This window comes from Streptomyces sp. NPDC002754 (assembly GCF_053592315.1).
In genome coordinates, this window is record NZ_JBSFVM010000016.1 from 103,677 (window position 1) to 119,259 (window position 15,583).

General features: G+C 70.5%; 14 protein-coding genes. 5 read left to right on the top strand and 9 right to left on the bottom strand.

Annotation, left to right across the window (positions count from 1 at the left end):
* Nucleotides 1-68: 68 nt before the first annotated feature.
* From ACWD2L_RS27105 to ACWD2L_RS27115, 3 genes are all read right to left on the bottom strand, one after another.
* Nucleotides 69-830 (bottom strand): DeoR/GlpR family DNA-binding transcription regulator, encoded by a 762-nt coding sequence (locus ACWD2L_RS27105; RefSeq protein ID WP_351335898.1) that lies wholly within the window; start codon nucleotides 828-830, stop codon nucleotides 69-71.
* A gap of 199 nt (nucleotides 831-1,029) precedes the next feature.
* Nucleotides 1,030-1,794 (bottom strand): glucose 1-dehydrogenase, encoded by a 765-nt coding sequence (locus tag ACWD2L_RS27110; RefSeq protein ID WP_351335895.1) that lies wholly within the window; start codon nucleotides 1,792-1,794, stop codon nucleotides 1,030-1,032.
* A 196-nt stretch (nucleotides 1,795-1,990) separates the two neighbouring features.
* Nucleotides 1,991-2,641, bottom strand: coding sequence for a TetR family transcriptional regulator (locus ACWD2L_RS27115; protein WP_351335893.1), 651 nt, complete (start codon nucleotides 2,639-2,641; stop codon nucleotides 1,991-1,993).
* Between the two features lie 63 nt (nucleotides 2,642-2,704).
* On the opposite strand from ACWD2L_RS27115, the gene ACWD2L_RS27120 reads away from it, so the two are divergent.
* On the top strand, nucleotides 2,705-3,979 hold the full coding sequence (locus ACWD2L_RS27120; protein WP_351335890.1) for an ABC transporter substrate-binding protein: 1,275 nt from the start codon (nucleotides 2,705-2,707) through the stop codon (nucleotides 3,977-3,979).
* A 49-nt stretch (nucleotides 3,980-4,028) separates the two neighbouring features.
* On the opposite strand, the gene ACWD2L_RS27125 is transcribed toward ACWD2L_RS27120, so the two are convergent.
* Nucleotides 4,029-5,540 carry an MFS transporter gene (locus ACWD2L_RS27125; RefSeq protein WP_351335888.1) on the bottom strand — a complete coding sequence of 504 codons (1,512 nt, stop codon included), beginning with the start codon at nucleotides 5,538-5,540 and terminating at the stop codon, nucleotides 4,029-4,031.
* Between the two features lie 70 nt (nucleotides 5,541-5,610).
* On the opposite strand from ACWD2L_RS27125, the gene ACWD2L_RS27130 reads away from it, so the two are divergent.
* Complete coding sequence (locus ACWD2L_RS27130; protein ID WP_351336002.1) at nucleotides 5,611-6,606, top strand: helix-turn-helix transcriptional regulator; 996 nt, start codon at nucleotides 5,611-5,613, stop codon at nucleotides 6,604-6,606.
* A gap of 167 nt (nucleotides 6,607-6,773) precedes the next feature.
* On the opposite strand, the gene ACWD2L_RS27135 is transcribed toward ACWD2L_RS27130, so the two are convergent.
* On the bottom strand, nucleotides 6,774-7,781 hold the full coding sequence (locus ACWD2L_RS27135; protein WP_351335886.1) for a sigma-70 family RNA polymerase sigma factor: 1,008 nt from the start codon (nucleotides 7,779-7,781) through the stop codon (nucleotides 6,774-6,776).
* A gap of 171 nt (nucleotides 7,782-7,952) precedes the next feature.
* Between ACWD2L_RS27135 and ACWD2L_RS27140 the strand changes: the two genes are divergently transcribed.
* Entirely contained in the window at nucleotides 7,953-8,486 is a 534-nt protein-coding gene (locus tag ACWD2L_RS27140; protein ID WP_351335883.1) for a GNAT family N-acetyltransferase, read from the top strand.
* 47 nt (nucleotides 8,487-8,533) lie between these two features.
* On the opposite strand, the gene ACWD2L_RS27145 is transcribed toward ACWD2L_RS27140, so the two are convergent.
* Nucleotides 8,534-9,322, bottom strand: a complete 789-nt coding sequence (locus tag ACWD2L_RS27145) for a dioxygenase family protein (RefSeq protein WP_351335999.1) — start codon at nucleotides 9,320-9,322, stop codon at nucleotides 8,534-8,536.
* A gap of 102 nt (nucleotides 9,323-9,424) precedes the next feature.
* Between ACWD2L_RS27145 and ACWD2L_RS27150 the strand changes: the two genes are divergently transcribed.
* Nucleotides 9,425-9,949, top strand: coding sequence for a MarR family winged helix-turn-helix transcriptional regulator (locus ACWD2L_RS27150; RefSeq protein WP_351335880.1), 525 nt, complete (start codon nucleotides 9,425-9,427; stop codon nucleotides 9,947-9,949).
* A 21-nt stretch (nucleotides 9,950-9,970) separates the two neighbouring features.
* Here ACWD2L_RS27150 and ACWD2L_RS27155 read toward each other — a convergent pair whose 3' ends face one another.
* Both ACWD2L_RS27155 and ACWD2L_RS27160 read right to left on the bottom strand, forming a co-directional pair.
* A complete protein-coding gene (locus ACWD2L_RS27155) occupies nucleotides 9,971-11,491 on the bottom strand; it encodes an MFS transporter (protein ID WP_351335877.1) in 1,521 nt (506 codons plus the stop codon).
* A gap of 86 nt (nucleotides 11,492-11,577) precedes the next feature.
* A complete protein-coding gene (locus ACWD2L_RS27160; RefSeq protein ID WP_351335875.1) occupies nucleotides 11,578-12,237 on the bottom strand; it encodes a TetR/AcrR family transcriptional regulator in 660 nt (219 codons plus the stop codon).
* Nucleotides 12,238-12,503: 266 nt separating this feature from the next.
* Between ACWD2L_RS27160 and ACWD2L_RS27165 the strand changes: the two genes are divergently transcribed.
* Nucleotides 12,504-13,781 (top strand): M6 family metalloprotease domain-containing protein, encoded by a 1,278-nt coding sequence (locus ACWD2L_RS27165; RefSeq protein ID WP_351335872.1) that lies wholly within the window; start codon nucleotides 12,504-12,506, stop codon nucleotides 13,779-13,781.
* Nucleotides 13,782-13,827: 46 nt separating this feature from the next.
* Here the strand turns inward: ACWD2L_RS27165 and ACWD2L_RS27170 are convergent, their stop codons facing one another.
* Nucleotides 13,828-15,531, bottom strand: coding sequence for a class I adenylate-forming enzyme family protein (locus ACWD2L_RS27170; RefSeq protein ID WP_351335869.1), 1,704 nt, complete (start codon nucleotides 15,529-15,531; stop codon nucleotides 13,828-13,830).
* Nucleotides 15,532-15,583: the final 52 nt, after the last annotated feature.

A 15,583-nucleotide genomic window follows, 5' to 3' on the forward strand; every position in this document is an offset into this window, starting at 1 on the left:
GCGCGTGCCGTTGCTTTCGTGCTCGGGGTGGTGCGAGTGGCCGGTGCCGGTCGTGCGGGACGTGCGGGTCATACGCGGACCACCTCCGTGCCGCCCGCCTCGATCGCCGCCGCGTCCTCGGGGGCGAGTCCGGTGTCCGTGATCAGCAGGTCCACGTCGGCGAGGTCGCCGAACCGGGCGAAGTGCTCCTGGCCCCACTTGCCGGAGTCGGCGAGCAGCACGACGCGGCGGGCCGCGGCGACGGTGGCCCGCTTCACGGACGCCTCGGCCAGGTCGGGCGTGGTGAGTCCGGCTTCCGCCGAGAAACCGTTGGCCGCGAGGAAGAGGACGTCCGCGCGGATCTCCCCGTACGCGCGCAGGGACCAGGCGTCGACGGCGGCGCGGGTGCGGTGGCGGATACGGCCGCCGACGAGGTGGAGCTGGATGCCGGGGTGGTCCGCGAGCCGGGCGGCGGTGGGCAACGAGTGGGTGACCACGACCAGTTCGGCCTCCAGCGGCAGCGCGGTCGCGAGCCGGGAGACCGTCGACCCGGCGTCGAGGATCACGCTGCCCTCGGCCGGCAGCTCGGCGAGCGCGGCGTGGGCGATGCGGTCCTTCTCGTCGGCAGCGGTGCCCTCGCGCTCGGCGAGGTCGGGCTCGAAGTCGAGGCGGCCTGCCGGGATGGCGCCGCCGTGCACGCGGCGGACGAGGCCGGCGCGGTCGAGGGCCTTCAGGTCGCGCCGGACGGTCTCGGCGGTGACCTGGAACTCCTCGGCCAGCGACAGCACGTCGACCCGGCCGCCGTCGCGGGCGAGGCGGAGGATCTCCTGCTGGCGCTCGGGTGCGTACATGTCCGTTTACCTGTGCCTCTTCTGCGAACGTGCCCGAATGTGTTGCTCTTCCGTGAGGCTACGGCTGGATTTCCGGAAAGTAAACAGGTTCGGGCGTTGCGCAGACACAAACAGGCATACGGTTGGAGGGCGGATCGGGTCGGGCAGTGCGAAGGGCCCGGCCTCCCCAGGAGACCGGGCCCTTGTACTCGTGTGCTGATTACTGACCCATCACGTACTTCACCGTCGGACCCGTGGTCCAGCCGCCGTCCACGGCCAGCTCCGCGCCCGTCACGTACGAGGAGTCGTCCGACAGCAGGAAGACCACCGCCTTCGCGATCTCGTCGGCCTCGCCGACGCGGCCCATCGGGGTGTTCGGGTAGTTCCCCTCGCCCTGCTGGATGCCGACCTGCGCGGTCATCGGGGTGTACGTCATGCCGGGGTGCACGGAGTTCACGCGGATCCGCGCGGTGCCCTGCTCGACCGCCGCGATCTTGCTGAGGCCGCGCACGCCCCACTTCGAGGCGCCGTACGAGGAGGTGAGCGCGAGGCCCATCAGGCCGGCCGCGGAGGAGATGTTGACGATCGAGCCACCGCCGGCCTCCTTCATCGCCGGGACGACGGTCTTCATGCCCGCGAAGACGCCGACGAGGTTGACGTCGAGGACCTGGCGGAAGCGCTCCACGCTCTCCGTCTCGAAGGGCATGCCGGTGGAGATACCGGCGTTGTTGACCAGGCCGTCGATGCCGCCGAACTCGGTGGTGGTGTAGGCGAGGGCGGCCTGCCAGTCGTCCTCCGACGTCACGTCGAGGTGGGTGTAGCGGGCCTTTGGGCCGAGTTCGGTGGCGAGGGCGTTGCCTTCTTCGTCGAGGACGTCGGCGATGACGGTGGCGGCGCCGGCGGTGGTGGCGAGGTGGGCGATTTCGGCGCCGATTCCGCGGGCACCTCCGGTGATCAGGATGGTCTTGCCGGTGAGGTTGTTCATTGCGGCTCCCTTAGGTTGTGGTCCCCCGTGGTTGACGACTCGGGGCGCTGCCCCGGACCCCGCGCCTCAAGCGCCGGCGGGGCTTTAAAGATCGGGGCACCGCCCCGGACCCCGCTGCTCAAACGCCGCAGGGGCTTGAATTGCCCACCCGCCGCGGGGGCCTAAATTGCCCACTTGCCGAAGGGGCTTGAATTGCTCACCCGCCGGCAGGGATTGAGGTGGCGGTCAGGCACTTCAGGGCCAGTGCTGCCGGGCCCGTTGGGCCCGTTGGTGGGGCGTCCGAGAGGGACCAGGTTTCGACTGCGACGCGGACCGCCGTGGTCGCCAGTCCGGCGAGCAGGCGCAGGTGGAGGTCTGGAGGGGCCGGATCGTTCGTGCGGTTCGCGAGGACCGTGAGGAGGGTCGCCTCCGAGACCCGGCACGTGTCGCTCCAGACGGCTCGCAGCGCCGGGCTCTCCCCGGTGAGACGGAGGAGGGCGCGGACCCAGCCGAGGGACGCCGCGTTGGCCGGGTCGTCGCCGGTGAGTGCGTGCACCACGGCGTGCCGCAGCGCGGCGGGGATCGGCAGGTCCGCGGGCGCCTCGCGGACCGCCTCCGCCCACTGGCGGGCCCCGGCCTCGAGGAGTGGCGCGACCGACTCCTCCTTGGTCGCGAAGTACCGGTAGAACGTGCGCGGCGCGACGCCCGCCGCCCGCGCGATGTCCTCGGCGCGCGTGGCCCGCAGCCCGTCCCGCGTGAACAGTTCGGCCGCGGCGCGGGCGATGTCCAGGCGGGTGGCCGCCTTGCGTCGTTCCGTCAGCGTCAACGTCGGAGTCGACGGCGGCGTCGTCATCGCAGTTCCTGCCATGCGGACATGGTATGTCTCTGTGGCACAATATGCCACCGATCACCACGTGAGCGGGGGAGAGCAGTGCGGCGGCGGCACTTTCTGAGGACGACGGGCGCGGGCCTGGCCGGAGCAGGGGCGGGCGCCCTCGCCCTGACCGCCTGCGGTTCGGGCGACGGAAGCGACGGCGCCGACGGCGACAAGGTCACGCTCGGCCTCCTCGTACCGAGCTACGACAAAAGCGTCGGCGCCTCCATCGGCGACCAGTGGGACGACGTCGTACGGGCCTTCGAGAAGAAGCACCCGGACATCCACGTCGAGGTGGAGCGCGTCCCGTTCCTGAAGATCGACGCCGTCCTCGCCCGCCGCGTCAAGGACGGCCGCGCCCCCGACATCGCGCAGGGCCACCTCTTCGCCCCGTACGCCGAGGACCGCCTGCTGTACCCGGCGGAGCGGCTCTTCGACGTGCCCACGCAGGCGAACTTCATCCGCTCCTTCGCCGACGCGGGCCGGGTCGACTCCGTCCAGTACGGCATCCCGATCATCGCCAGCACCCCGCGCCTCTTCTACAACACAAGCCTCTTCGAGCGGGCCGGGCTCACGGGCCCGCCCCGCTCCTGGGCCGAACTCCACGCCGCCGCACAGGCGTTGAAGACCATCGGCATCCCCACCCCGTACGCCCTGCAGCTCGGCCCCGAGGCCGCGGAGGACGAACTCCTCTCGTGGCTGCTCTCGGGCGGCGGCGGGTACTCGGCGATCGACGGCTACGACTTCGGCTCCGCCGAGAACAAGGCGACCCTGACCTGGCTGCGCGACAAACTGGTCGAGCCCGGCCTCGCGGGCGCCGCCCCGGCGAAGCTCACCAGGACGCAGGCGTACACCCAGTTCCTCGGCGGCAAGGCCGGCATGCTCATCGCCCACCCGGTGCTGCTCGGCGCCGCCGACAAGGCCCGACTGCCGTACGCGCACGCCGCGTTCCCGCTCAAGCAGGGGAACGAGGCGGCGCCCCCGGTGGGGCTCAACGACTGGATGATGGCGTTCAAGAGCGGCGGCCATGCCGAGCAGGCCGGGAAGTTCCTGACGTTCCTGTACGGCACCGGCTCCGCGAAGACGTACGGCGGCGCGCAGGCCACACTGCCGGTGACCGTGACGGCCTCCGACGCCCTGCGGGCCGACCGTTCGCAGCGGAAGCTGTGGAAGTTCGTCGACCAGCTGCCGGACGCCGAGTTCCACCCGGTGGGCCTGCGCTCCTGGCCCAAGGTCCGCTCGGCGGTGCGGCAGCGGATCGGCGAATCGGTGACCCCCGGCGGCAGCCCCGCCCAGGTCCTGGAATCTCTGGACAACGTGAGCCCCATTTAAGCCCCGCCGGCGCTTGAGGCGCGGGGTCCGGGGCAGAGCCCCGCAACCGTCACACCAACTCCCGCTCCCCTTCCGGCTCCCGCTCCACCACCACGTCCTCAACGCCCCCCGAAACAACCCCACCCGCCCCTCCCGAGGCCTTCGGAAACGCGAACATCAGCGCAAAGATCCCCACCAGGACCGCCGCCACCCACACCAGCGCACTCCGGAACCCCTCCACGAACGCCGCGTCGCCGACACCCCGCGCCAACCCGTCCTCCACCACGTTGAAGAAGACGACGGAGACCAGGCTGAGACCGAGCGCGTTGCCCATCTGCATCACCGTGTTGATGAGCCCGGACGCCGAACCCGCGTGCTCACGCGGCACCTCGGAGAGCACCGCGTCGGTCAGCGGCGCGACGATCAGGCCCATGCCGAGCCCCATCACGACCAGCGGCAGCGCCATCTGCCAGGAGGCGATGCCGAGTCCGTAGTGCCCGGCCTCGACGACGTAGATCAGGACACCGGCCGCCATCGTGAGCGCACCCGCCTGAAGCACCTTGCGCCCGAAGCGCGGCACCAGCTTCTGCACGGAGATGCTCGCGGCGACCGAGACGGCGATCGAGAACGGCACCCCGGTGACGCCCGCCCGCAACGCGCTCCAGCCGAGGCCGAGTTGCATGTAGAGCGTCCAGGTCAGGAAGAAGACGCCCATGACCAGGCCGAAGACGGTCTGCACGGCGATGCCCGCCGCGAAGCTCTTCACCTTGAACAGCGACAGCTCGATCAGCGGCGACCCGTCGCGCCGCGCCTTCGCCCGCTCGTACGCGACGAGTACGCCGACGAGTCCGACGGACGCCGCCATCATCACGTAACCCCACAGCGGCCAGCCGTTCTCGCGGCCCTGGGTGAGTGGGTAGACGAGGGCCAGCATGGCGAGTGTGACGAGGACGACGCCGACGATGTCCAGCTTCAGCGCCTTCGGAGCCCTGGACTCGCTGATGACGCGCGAACCGAGGACGAGGGCCGCGACACCGACGGGCAGGTTGATGAGGAAGATGGGGCGCCACTCCAGGCCCGCGATGTTCCACTCGGTCAGCAGCGCGCCCAGCAGCGGCCCGGACACGGCGCCCAGGCCGACGATCGCGCCGAACAGGCCGAAGACCTTTCCGCGTTCGTGCGCGGGGAACGTCGCGTGCACGATCGAGAGCACCTGCGGCACCATCATCGCCGCCATGCCGCCCTGGAGGATCCGCGAGGCGACCAGCATCTCGGGGTTCGCGGCGAAGCCGCAGAGCGCGGAGGCGAGGGTGAATCCGCCGACGCCGAGCAGGAAGAGCCGCTTGCGGCCGAAGATGTCGCCGAGCCGGCCGCCTGTGATCAGCAGGGCGGCGAAGGCGAGCGCGTAACCGGCGGTGATCCACTGGATCTGCCCGGTCGAGGCGCCCTCGTCGTGCTGGATGGTCGGCAGGGCGACGTTGACGATCGTCACGTCGACGAGGTCCATGAAGGCCGCCGTCATCACGATGGCGAGGGCGAACCAGCGCCTGCGGTCGGCTGTGAGGTCTGCGGTTGAGGTCATACGGAAACGCTAGAAGTCATCTAGGCCGGAACATGTCCTAGATCGGCGGCATCATAGAACCATGGAGAACATGACGCCGTCCCCGACGGACACCCCGGCCCGGCTCCTTTCCCTCCTGTCCCTCCTCCAGACCCCGCGCGAGTGGCCGGGCAGCGAGCTCTCCGCCCGGCTCCGGGTCTCCCGGCGCACCGTGCGCCGCGACATCGACCGGCTGCGCGACCTCGGCTATCCGGTGCAGGCCACGCTCGGCGCGGACGGCGGGTACCGGCTCGTCGCGGGCAAGGCGCTGCCGCCGCTCGTGCTCGACGACGAGGAGGCGGTGGCGATCGCGGTGGGCCTGCGGGCCGGCGCCGGGCACGCGGTGGAGGGCGTCGAGGAGGCCTCGGTGCGGGCGCTGGCCAAACTCGAACAGGTGCTGCCCTCGCGCCTGCGCCACCGCGTGGCCACGCTCCAGGCGGCCACCATTCCGCTGACCTCGGGCGACGGCGCGACGATCGCACCCGAGACGCTCACCGTGATCGCCTCGGCGGCCGCGGGCAGCGAACGTCTGCGCTTCGGTTACCGGGCGCGCGACACCTCGGAGTCGCGCCGCCTGGTGGAGCCGCACCGGTTGGTGTCGACGGGCCGCCGCTGGTACCTGGTCGCCTACGACATCGACCGCGACGACTGGCGCACCTTCCGCGTCGACCGGATCGCGGACCCGTTCGCCACCGGTGCGAGGTTCGCTCCGCGGGAGGTGCCAGAGGGGGATGCGGCGGAGTACGTGCGCCGATCGACGTCCTCGTGGGCCGTGGCCGACGCGTACGAACTCGACGTGGAGTTCGCGGCCCCGGCCGACCAGGTGGCCACACAAATGCCCCCGACGCTGGGCACGCCGGAGGCACTCTCGGACAACCGCTGCCGCCTACGAGCGACGTCGACGGACCCGGTCCAGTGGACAGCGGTCCGCCTGGCGATGACGGGCTACGCGTTCACGGTCCGCGGCCCGGAGGAACTGACCACGGCGATACGCGAGTTGGGCACCCGACTGACCCAATCAACCCAACCAAGCCCCTGCGGCGATTGAGCAGGCCTTTCAAGCCCCTGCGGCGATTGAGCAGATCCTTTAAGCCCCTGCGGCGATTGAGCAGCGGGGTTCGGGGCAGAGCCCCGAGGCGTCACGAACGGCGCCGTGGTTGCGGCCCGGGGCTCCGCCCCAGACCCCGCGCCTCAAACGCCGGCGGGGCTGGAATGTCAGGCCGCCGCGTCGAACCCCGTGTCCCGCGCCAACTTCTTCAGCTCAAGAAGCGCATGCTTCTCGATCTGCCGAATCCGCTCACGCGTGAGCCCGTGCTCCTTACCGACCTCCGTGAGCGTCCGCTCCCGCCCGTCATCGATCCCGTACCGCATCTTGATGATCGACGCGGTGCGCTGGTCGAGCCGGCCGATGAGGTCGTCCAGCTCCTCGCTGCGCAGCAGCGTGAGCACAGACTGCTCGGGCGACACGGCAGACGTGTCCTCGAGCAGGTCACCGAATTGCGTCTCGCCCTGGTCGTCCACCGACATGTTCAGCGAGACGGGGTCGCGGGCCCAGTCCAGTACGTCGACGACGCGCTCCGGCTTCGCACCGAGCTCCGCGGCGATCTCCGTGGGCTCCGGCTCCCGGCCGTGCTCGCGGTTGAACTCACGCTGCACGCGGCGGATCCGGCCCAGCTCCTCGACCAGGTGGACGGGGAGGCGGATCGTGCGGGACTGGTCGGCGATCGAGCGCGTGATGGCCTGGCGGATCCACCACGTCGCGTACGTGGAGAACTTGAAGCCCTTGCGGTAGTCGAACTTCTCGACCGCGCGCACCAGCCCCGCGTTCCCCTCCTGGATCAGGTCGAGCAGGGGCAGGCCGGACCGCGGGTAGCGGCGGGCGACCGCCACGACGAGCCGCAGGTTCGACTTGATGAAGACGTCCTTCGCGTTCTCCGACGCCGCGACCAGAGCCTCCAGCTCCTCGCGGGACGCCTCGACGGCGACCTTGCTGTCGGAGACCGTACCGTCGAGGATCTGCTGGGCGTAGACGCCCGCCTCGATGGTCTGGGACAGCTCGACTTCCTTGGCGGCGTCGAGCAGCGGTGTGCGCGCTATCTCGTCGAGGTACATGCCGACCAGGTCGCGGTCGGCGATCTCCCCGCCTACGGCGCGAACACTGCGTGCCGCGTCAGTCTCGCCGGACGCGGCGGACTTACGACGGGCTACGGCACGGGTTGCCATGCGTGCTCCCTTGCGGTGGTAGGTCGGCTGTACGCCCCTCCCGGGGCCTTACGGGTGCCCTGCATCCGATGGAATCAACGACTGGAATCCGGACAGAATTCCCAAGCCGCCCATCTTTTTTCTGATCATGCAGTACCCTGCGCGCCACACCGCGCGAACTGGAGGCACAAGATGGTGGCAGAGTCCATAGAGGTGCAGGTCAGGCCAGGGGTCGAGGGCGACCTCACAGCCCTCACGGACCTCTACAACCACTACGTGCGTGAGACGCCGATCACGTTCGACACGGCCACCTTCACCCCTGAAGAGCGACGTCCTTGGCTGCTCTCCCACCTTGAAGACGAACGACACCCGCTCCTGGTTGCGAACGAAACGACCTCGAACCGGATCCTCGGGTACGCCACAGCCAGCGCGTTCCGCCCCAAGGCCGCGTACGACACGTCGGTCGAGGTGACGGTCTACCTGGCGCCCGACGCGGGGGGACATGGCATCGGCACGCTCCTCTACAAGGCGCTCTTCGAGTCCCTCGCGGAGCAGGATGTACACCGGGCGTACGCGGGGATCGCGCAGCCCAATGAGGCGTCCACGAGGCTGCACCTCCGCTTCGGCTTTTCCTACGTGGGGACCTACCGGGAGGTGGGCCGGAAGTTCGGGCGTTACTGGGACGTGGCCTGGTACGAGAAGGTGTTGCGGCCGTCGCCCTCGTAGGCCCTGAGGCTCTGCCCCAGACCCCGCTGCTCAATCGCCGCAGGGGCTTAAAGGGAGACGCCGGCGGGGCTTGAAGAGCCGAACTGAACCGACCGCTTCGCCAACCCCATCCAGAACCCGTCGATCACGCTCCGCTGACCCGCCAGTTCGCCGAAGGCATCCGCCGCGCCCATCGTCACGAACAGCGGCGCGAAGTGCTCGGTGCGCGGATGCGCGAGCGCGCCCGCCGGGGACTTGTGGGTGAAGTCCAGGAGGCCGTCCACGTCCCCCGCCTCAAGCGCCCGGTGCCCCCAGTCGTCGAACTCCGAGGACCACGCCGGGATCCCGCCCTGTCGCAGCGCGGCGAGGTTGTGCGTGAAGAAGCCGGAGCCGACGATCAGCACGCCCTCGTCGCGCAGCGGCGCGAGGCGGCGGCCGATGTCCATGAGGCGGGCCGGGTCGAGTGTCGGCATGGAGACCTGGAGGACGGGGATGTCGGCGTCCGGGTACATCTCGACGAGCGGGACGTACGCGCCGTGGTCGAGCCCGCGGTCCGGCACGTCCTGGACCGGGATACCGGGGCCGCGCAGCAACTTGCGTACGGATTCGGCGAGTTCGGGCGCGCCCGGCGCGGCGTACGTCACCTGGTAGTAGTGCTCGGGGAAGCCCCAGAAGTCGTAGACGAGCGGCATGGTCTCGGTGGCGGCGAGGGCCAGCGGCGCGTTCTCCCAGTGCGCGGAGATCATCAGGATCGCCTTGGGGCGCGGCAGCTCGGCCGACCAGGCGGCGAGCTGGCCGGTCCACAGGGCGTCGTCGGCGAGCGGCGGGGCACCGTGGGAGAGGTAGAGCGCGGGCATCCGGTTCACGACGACGACCTCCTTGAAGTTTCAAGCTCTTGCCACCGACAAAAGTAACCCTTCTTTGTTTAATCTTCAAGAAGGGGGCCTACGATGGGATGTATGGAGCACATCGATCACAGCGAAAGCGACGCGGAGGCAGCGGAGGCCACCTGGCTCAGCGAGGACGAGCAGCGCACCTGGCGCGCGTACCTCCATGCCACCACGCTCCTGGAGGACCACCTCGACCGGCAACTCCAGCGCGACGCGAAGATGCCGCACGTCTACTTCGGGCTCCTGGTCAAGCTGAGCGAGTCGCCCCGGCGCCGGCTGCGGATGACCGAGCTGGCGCGGGAAACGAAGATCACCCGCTCCCGGCTCTCGCACGCGATCGCGCGCCTGGAGAAGAGCGGGTGGGTGCGGCGCGAGGACTGCCCCTCCGACAAGCGCGGGCAGTTCGCGATCCTCACGGACGAAGGCCTGGAGGTCCTGAAGAGGACCGCGCCCGGGCATGTCGAGACCGTCCGCCAGGCGCTCTTCTCGCGGCTCACCCCCGAACAGCAGAAGTCCCTCGGCGAGATCATGATGATCGTCGCCGAGGGACTTCAGCCGAAGGAGGCCGGGGCGGACCTCCCCTGGCTCAGGTGAGATCCGTCCCGTACGCGGTGGTCAGTGCGCGACCACCGGCACCAGCAGCTCGTCCTCCGCGCCCTCCGTGTCGCCGGAGGCCGCGGCCGGTCCCGTGCCCGGGGCGGCGGTGTTGACGAGCGTGAAGGCGATCAGGGACGCGACGGCCAGGATGCCGACGGCCCACCAGATGGCGTGGCTGTAGCCGCTGACCATGGCCTGCGCCTGGAGCAGCCGCTGGTTCGTGGCGCCGGCCGCGTGGTCCGTCAGGTACGCGGTCGTGGCCGAGGCCGCGATCGTGTTCAGGAGGGCCGTGCCGATGGCGCCGCCGACCTGCTGCGAGGTGTTGACCATCGCGGAGGCGACGCCCGCGTCCCGCGCCTCGACGCCGAGCGTCGCGAGCGACATGGCAGGCATGAACGCCGTACCCATGCCAAGGCCGAGCAGCAGTTCGGCGGGCAGGATCAGGCCGGCGTACGAGGTGTCCACCGAGAGCTGCGTCAGGAGCAGCATGCCGAGCGCCGCGAGCAGGAAGCCGGGGCCCATCAGCAGCCGGGGACGTACGCGGGTCATCAGGCGGGCGCCGATCTGCGTGGAGCCCGTGATCATGCCCGCGATCATCGGCAGGAACGCGAAGCCGGTCTTGACCGGCGAGTACCCCTTCACGATCTGCAGGTAGTAGGTCAGGAAGAGGAACAGGCCGAACATGCCGATCACGGCGAGGCCGAGCGAGGCGTAGACACCGCCGCGGTTGCGGTCGGCGACGACGCGCAGCGGCAGCAGCGGGTGCTTGACCCTGGCCTCGACGACGACGAAGGAGACCAGCAGGACGGCCGCGGCGACGAACATGCCGAGGGTGGTGGCGTCCGACCAGCCGTTGGTCTCGGCGCGCGTGAAGCCGTAGACGAGCGAGACCAGGCCGAGCGTGGAAAGCAGCACGCCGGGAACGTCGAGCGGCGAGCGGTTGCGGCCACCGGCCGGCTCACGGATGACGAAGTACGCGCCGGCGGCGGCGATGATCGCGAACGGGATGTTCACGAAGAACGTCCAGCGCCAGTTCAGGTACTCGGTGAGGAAGCCGCCGAGGATCAGGCCGACGGCGCCACCGCCACCGGCGATCGCACCGTAGATGCCGAACGCCTTGGCGCGCTCCTTGGCGTCGGTGAACATGACGGCAAGCAGCGACAGGGCGGCGGGCGCCAGCAGCGCGCCGAACAGGCCCTGCAGCGCACGGGCGCCGAACATCATGGCCTCGCCCCCGGCCGCGCCGCCGAGCGCCGAGGCGAGGGCGAAGCCGATCAGGCCGGTGACGAAGGTGCGCTTTCGGCCCCAGAGGTCCGCGATGCGTCCGCCGAAGAGCAGCAGGCCACCGAAGGCGAGCGCGTAGGCCGTGATGACCCACTGCTTGTTGCCGTCGGATATGCCGAGGTCCTGCTGTGCGGCGGGCAGGGCGATGTTCACGATGGTGGCGTCGAGGACCACCATCAGCTGGGCGAGCGCGATGAAGGCGAGTGCCTTCCAGCGCCGTGAATCAGGTGCCGTATTCGGCAAGGGGGTACCCACAGCGGGACTCCAAGTCGTGAATAAGCGTGAGAAATCGGGTTGGTACGAAGCTGGGTGTTCTACGAAGAGGTGGAGGGGGCCGGACGTCAGTCCTGGCGGAGGTCCTCCAAGGTCGCGGGCGCGCCCGGGAGTTCCGAGCGGGCGGGTGCCATCAGACCGTCGAGGAACAGCTGCAGATGACGGTGGACGTACCGGTCGAAGTCCAGACAGCCGGTGCCGGGCAGCGGACGGGTGAGCTGGGAGAGGGCGATCATCAGGTCCCCGACGCCGACGTCGGGGCGCAACTCACCGGCCGTACGGGCCCGTTCGGTGAGCTGCTCGACGGCCCCGGTGAGCCGGTCGCGGGAGGCGATCAGCTCCGGATGGTCCTGGTCGAAGGTGGCATTGAGCATCGGGCACAGCGCGCCGATCCGCTCCTCGGCCGCGGCGTGCACGAACGTCCGCAGCGCGCCGAAAGCGGTCGCCTCGCCGGCGTCCTCGGCGGCGAGGCCCCGTTCCGCGTGCCCCGTGATGGTGTCGGTGACCGTGAGGACCACGTGGTGCATGAGCTCACCGCGGTCCTTGAAGTTCCGGTACAGCGTGGCGTTGCCGACGCCGGCCCGGCGCGCGACCTCGTCGAGCGGCAGGACCGGGCCGTGCTCCACGAGCAGCTCGCGCGCGGCGGCGACGATCCGCTCCCGGTTGCGCACAGCGTCGGCCCGCGGGCGCGGGACGCGGCGCTGCGGCTTCTCGGTCGCGGTGGTCACGGCGGTCTCCTTCACGGGTCTGTGTGCAACGGGACTGTGTGCAACGGGTCTGTGTGCACGGGCTCCGGGTGAAGCGGGGAGCTGGTCCCCGGTTCGTGCGGACACGGGTCTAAACGGGGAGACCATCCCCGGTTATTTCCCAGCCCCCATGTGACCTGCCTCACACGCCCCTGACCTCGGAAACCCACGATCGGCGCACCCAGCGAGCGGCCCGCCACGCCTCGACACAGGGTGATCGAAAGGGATCCGAGCGTGAGGCGGTGCGGATGCGAGTGCGTCGGATAGGCAGGGGCCGGCGGGGTGTGCTGCTCGCCGCGAGCACGGCCGTGGCGCTCACCGTGACGATGACCGCGAGCACCGGCAGGCTCCTCGACGACTCGACGACCGCGGCCGGTCCCGTCGCCGTCTCGCGTACGACCTCCCTGGCCCCCTGCATGATCCGCGGCTCGTTCGGCGTCCAGATGTCGGAGGGCCTGCCCACCGCCCCCGGCTACGCCCGCTCCACCGGCACCGTGCGGGCCCTCAACCTCATGGTCGACTTCCCGGACGCGCCGGGCCAGGGCTCCGCGAAGGACCGGCTCGGCGAGTTCTTCCCGCAGACGCAGAACTGGTTCCGCACCGGCAGTTACGGAAAGCTCGACTACGTTCCCGAGGCCCCGGTCGACCACTGGCTGCGGATGCCCAAGCCGTTCACCGCGTACGGGATAGACCGCGGCGCCCCCTTCGACCCCGGCTACCGCAAGCTCGCCGACGACATCGCGGCGGCGGCCGACCCCGAAGTGGACTTCCGCCGGTACGACGTGGTGAACATCCTGGTCACCCCGAACGCGGGGCCCTCCGCGCTGGACACGGTGCTGTCCGTGACGTTCGCGGGCAACCACGAGGCGCCGGTCGCGGACGGGGTGCCGCTCTCCAACGCCTCGTTCGTGTACTCGCGGCAGGACGACGGCTCCGGGTCGTACGCGAAGACCGGATACCGGGTGCTGCCGCACGAGAACGGGCACGTGTTCGGGCTGCCTGACCTCTACACGCAGGACGGCGGTGCGGCCGCCGGGCACTGGGACATCATGAGCGAGGACTGGGGGGCCGGGAACGACCTGCTGGGCTGGCACAAGTGGAAGCTCGGGTGGCTCGACGACAGTCAGGTCGGCTGCGCCGCGCAGCCCGGCACGACCGAGTACCGGCTGTCGCCGCTGGCCCGGAACGACGGCGGGTCGAAGCTGGTGTTCGTGCCCCTGACCCGGAAGACGGGGTACGCGATCGAGGTGCGTACGCAGGAGGGCAACGACGAGGCGGTGTGCCGGGCCGGGGTGCTGGTCTACAAGGTCGACGCGGATGTGGACACGGGTCAGGGGCCCATCAAGGTCGAGGATGCGACGCCGGACAGTGGGGGGTGCACGCGGCAGCCCAACGTCCATGCGGAGCTCTCCGATGCGGCGTACCAGTCGGGTGACGTCTTCCGCGACAAATCCGCGGGTGTGCGGGTGACGGTTGGCGGGATCAGTGGTTCCGGCGCCTACCAGGTCTACGTCACCCGCAGTTGACGCCACGGGGCTCCGCCCCGGACCCCGCTGGCGGAGCCCCGGTCTTTTACGACCCGCCGGGGAACGTTGCGCGCAGCTCTCGCTTCAGGACCTTTCCCGTCGCGTTGCGGGGGAGTTCGGATTCCTGGAGGAGCACGTGTGCCGGGACCTTGAAGGCCGCCAGGGACTTCGCCGTGAAGGTGCGGATGTCGTCCGGGGTGACCGTGGAGCCGGGGCGGGTGCGCAGGACCGCCGCGACCTCCTCGCCGAGGACAGGGTGCGGGACGCCGACGACCGCCGCCTCCAGGACGTCGGGGTGGTCGTGGAGGATCGCCTCCACCTCGACACAGTGGACGTTCTCGCCACCCCGGATCACCAGATCCTTGATCCGGTCGACCACACTGACCCGCCCCTCGGAGCACACCGCCAGGTCCCCCGTCCGGAACCACCCGTCCGCCGTGAACACCGCCCCGGTGGCCTCCGGAGCGTTCCAGTAACCACGGATCATCGGCTGGCCCCGCAGACAGAGCTCGCCCACCTCCCCGTCGGGCAACGGCTCGCCGAGCGGATCCGCGATCCGTACCTCCACGGCGGGCGCCGGACGGCCCACGCTCCCCGGCCAACTCCGGTACTCCTCACCGGCGTTGGAGAGCACCCCGCCGAGCGTCTCGGTGAGCCCGTACCCGTTGCGGGGCTCGATGCGCTCGCCGTACCGGTCGGTGAGGCGGGCGACGATGCCGGGAGGGGCCGCGGCGCCGCCCGTGCTGAACCCCGTAAGAGAGGGGAGTTCGTCACCCAACTCCTTTGCGCGTTCCAGGAGTTGGAGGGCCGTGGCCGGAACGCCGCCGAAGCTGGTGATGCCGTGTTCACGGATCATGGCGAGCGCGACGTCCGGGTCCCACTTGCGCAGCACCACGATCGTGCCGCCCACCCCCATCGCCGCGTAGAAGCCGGTGAACGCCGCGACGTGGAAGAAGGGGAAGGTCAGGAGGCCGATGGGGGTCGGACCCTGGCCGGGCACGATGCCGCGGGCCAGCGCCGTGCGGGCCGCGGCGTAGCGGGGTCCCGTGACGGCGCCCATGTGGGCGTGGTGGGTGGCGACGGCGCCCTTGGGGCGGCCCGTCGTACCGGAGGTGTAGAGGATCGTGGCATCGGCGGACGGGTCGATGTCCACGTCGGGCGGGCCGAGTTGGGGGTCGGGCGTGGGCAGATCCGCGTACCGCTCGACCCGGTCACCGCTCGCCTCCCGGCCCTCCTCGTGGCAGACCAGGGTCCAGGGGCGGGGCTCCCGCGCCTCGGACAGCCACGGCAGGACCCGCTCGTAACGCTCCCCGTCGACGACCAGCACCGCGGGCCCGCAGTCGTCGAGGGCGAACGCGAACTCGTCGGCGGTCCACCACGCGTTCAGCGGCACCGCCACCAGGCCCGCCAACTGCGCGGCCCAGAAGGCGACCTGCCACTCCGGGTGGTTGCGCATCGCGATGACGGCGCGGTCGCCCGGCCGCAGCCCGTAGCCGCCCGCGCTCTCGTCGTCGGCGAAGCGGCGGGCCAGCGCGCACGCCGCCGCGAAGAACTCCCCGTAGGTCATGCGCCCGTTCTCGGAGATGACGAAGGGGGTGTCGCCGAACGCCCACGTCGTCTCGCAGAACTCGCGCAGCGTACGGGGCCCGTCGGCATAGGAAAGGCGCCCGTCCTCGCCGCGTACGACGGCGAAGGGGGCGCCCGGAGCGGTCAGCAGCGCTTCCACGGAATCCACGGCATCAGCGTCCATGGTCGGACGGTACGTCCGTCGGACCGACCCCCGTCAAGGTACGTGCACCGGC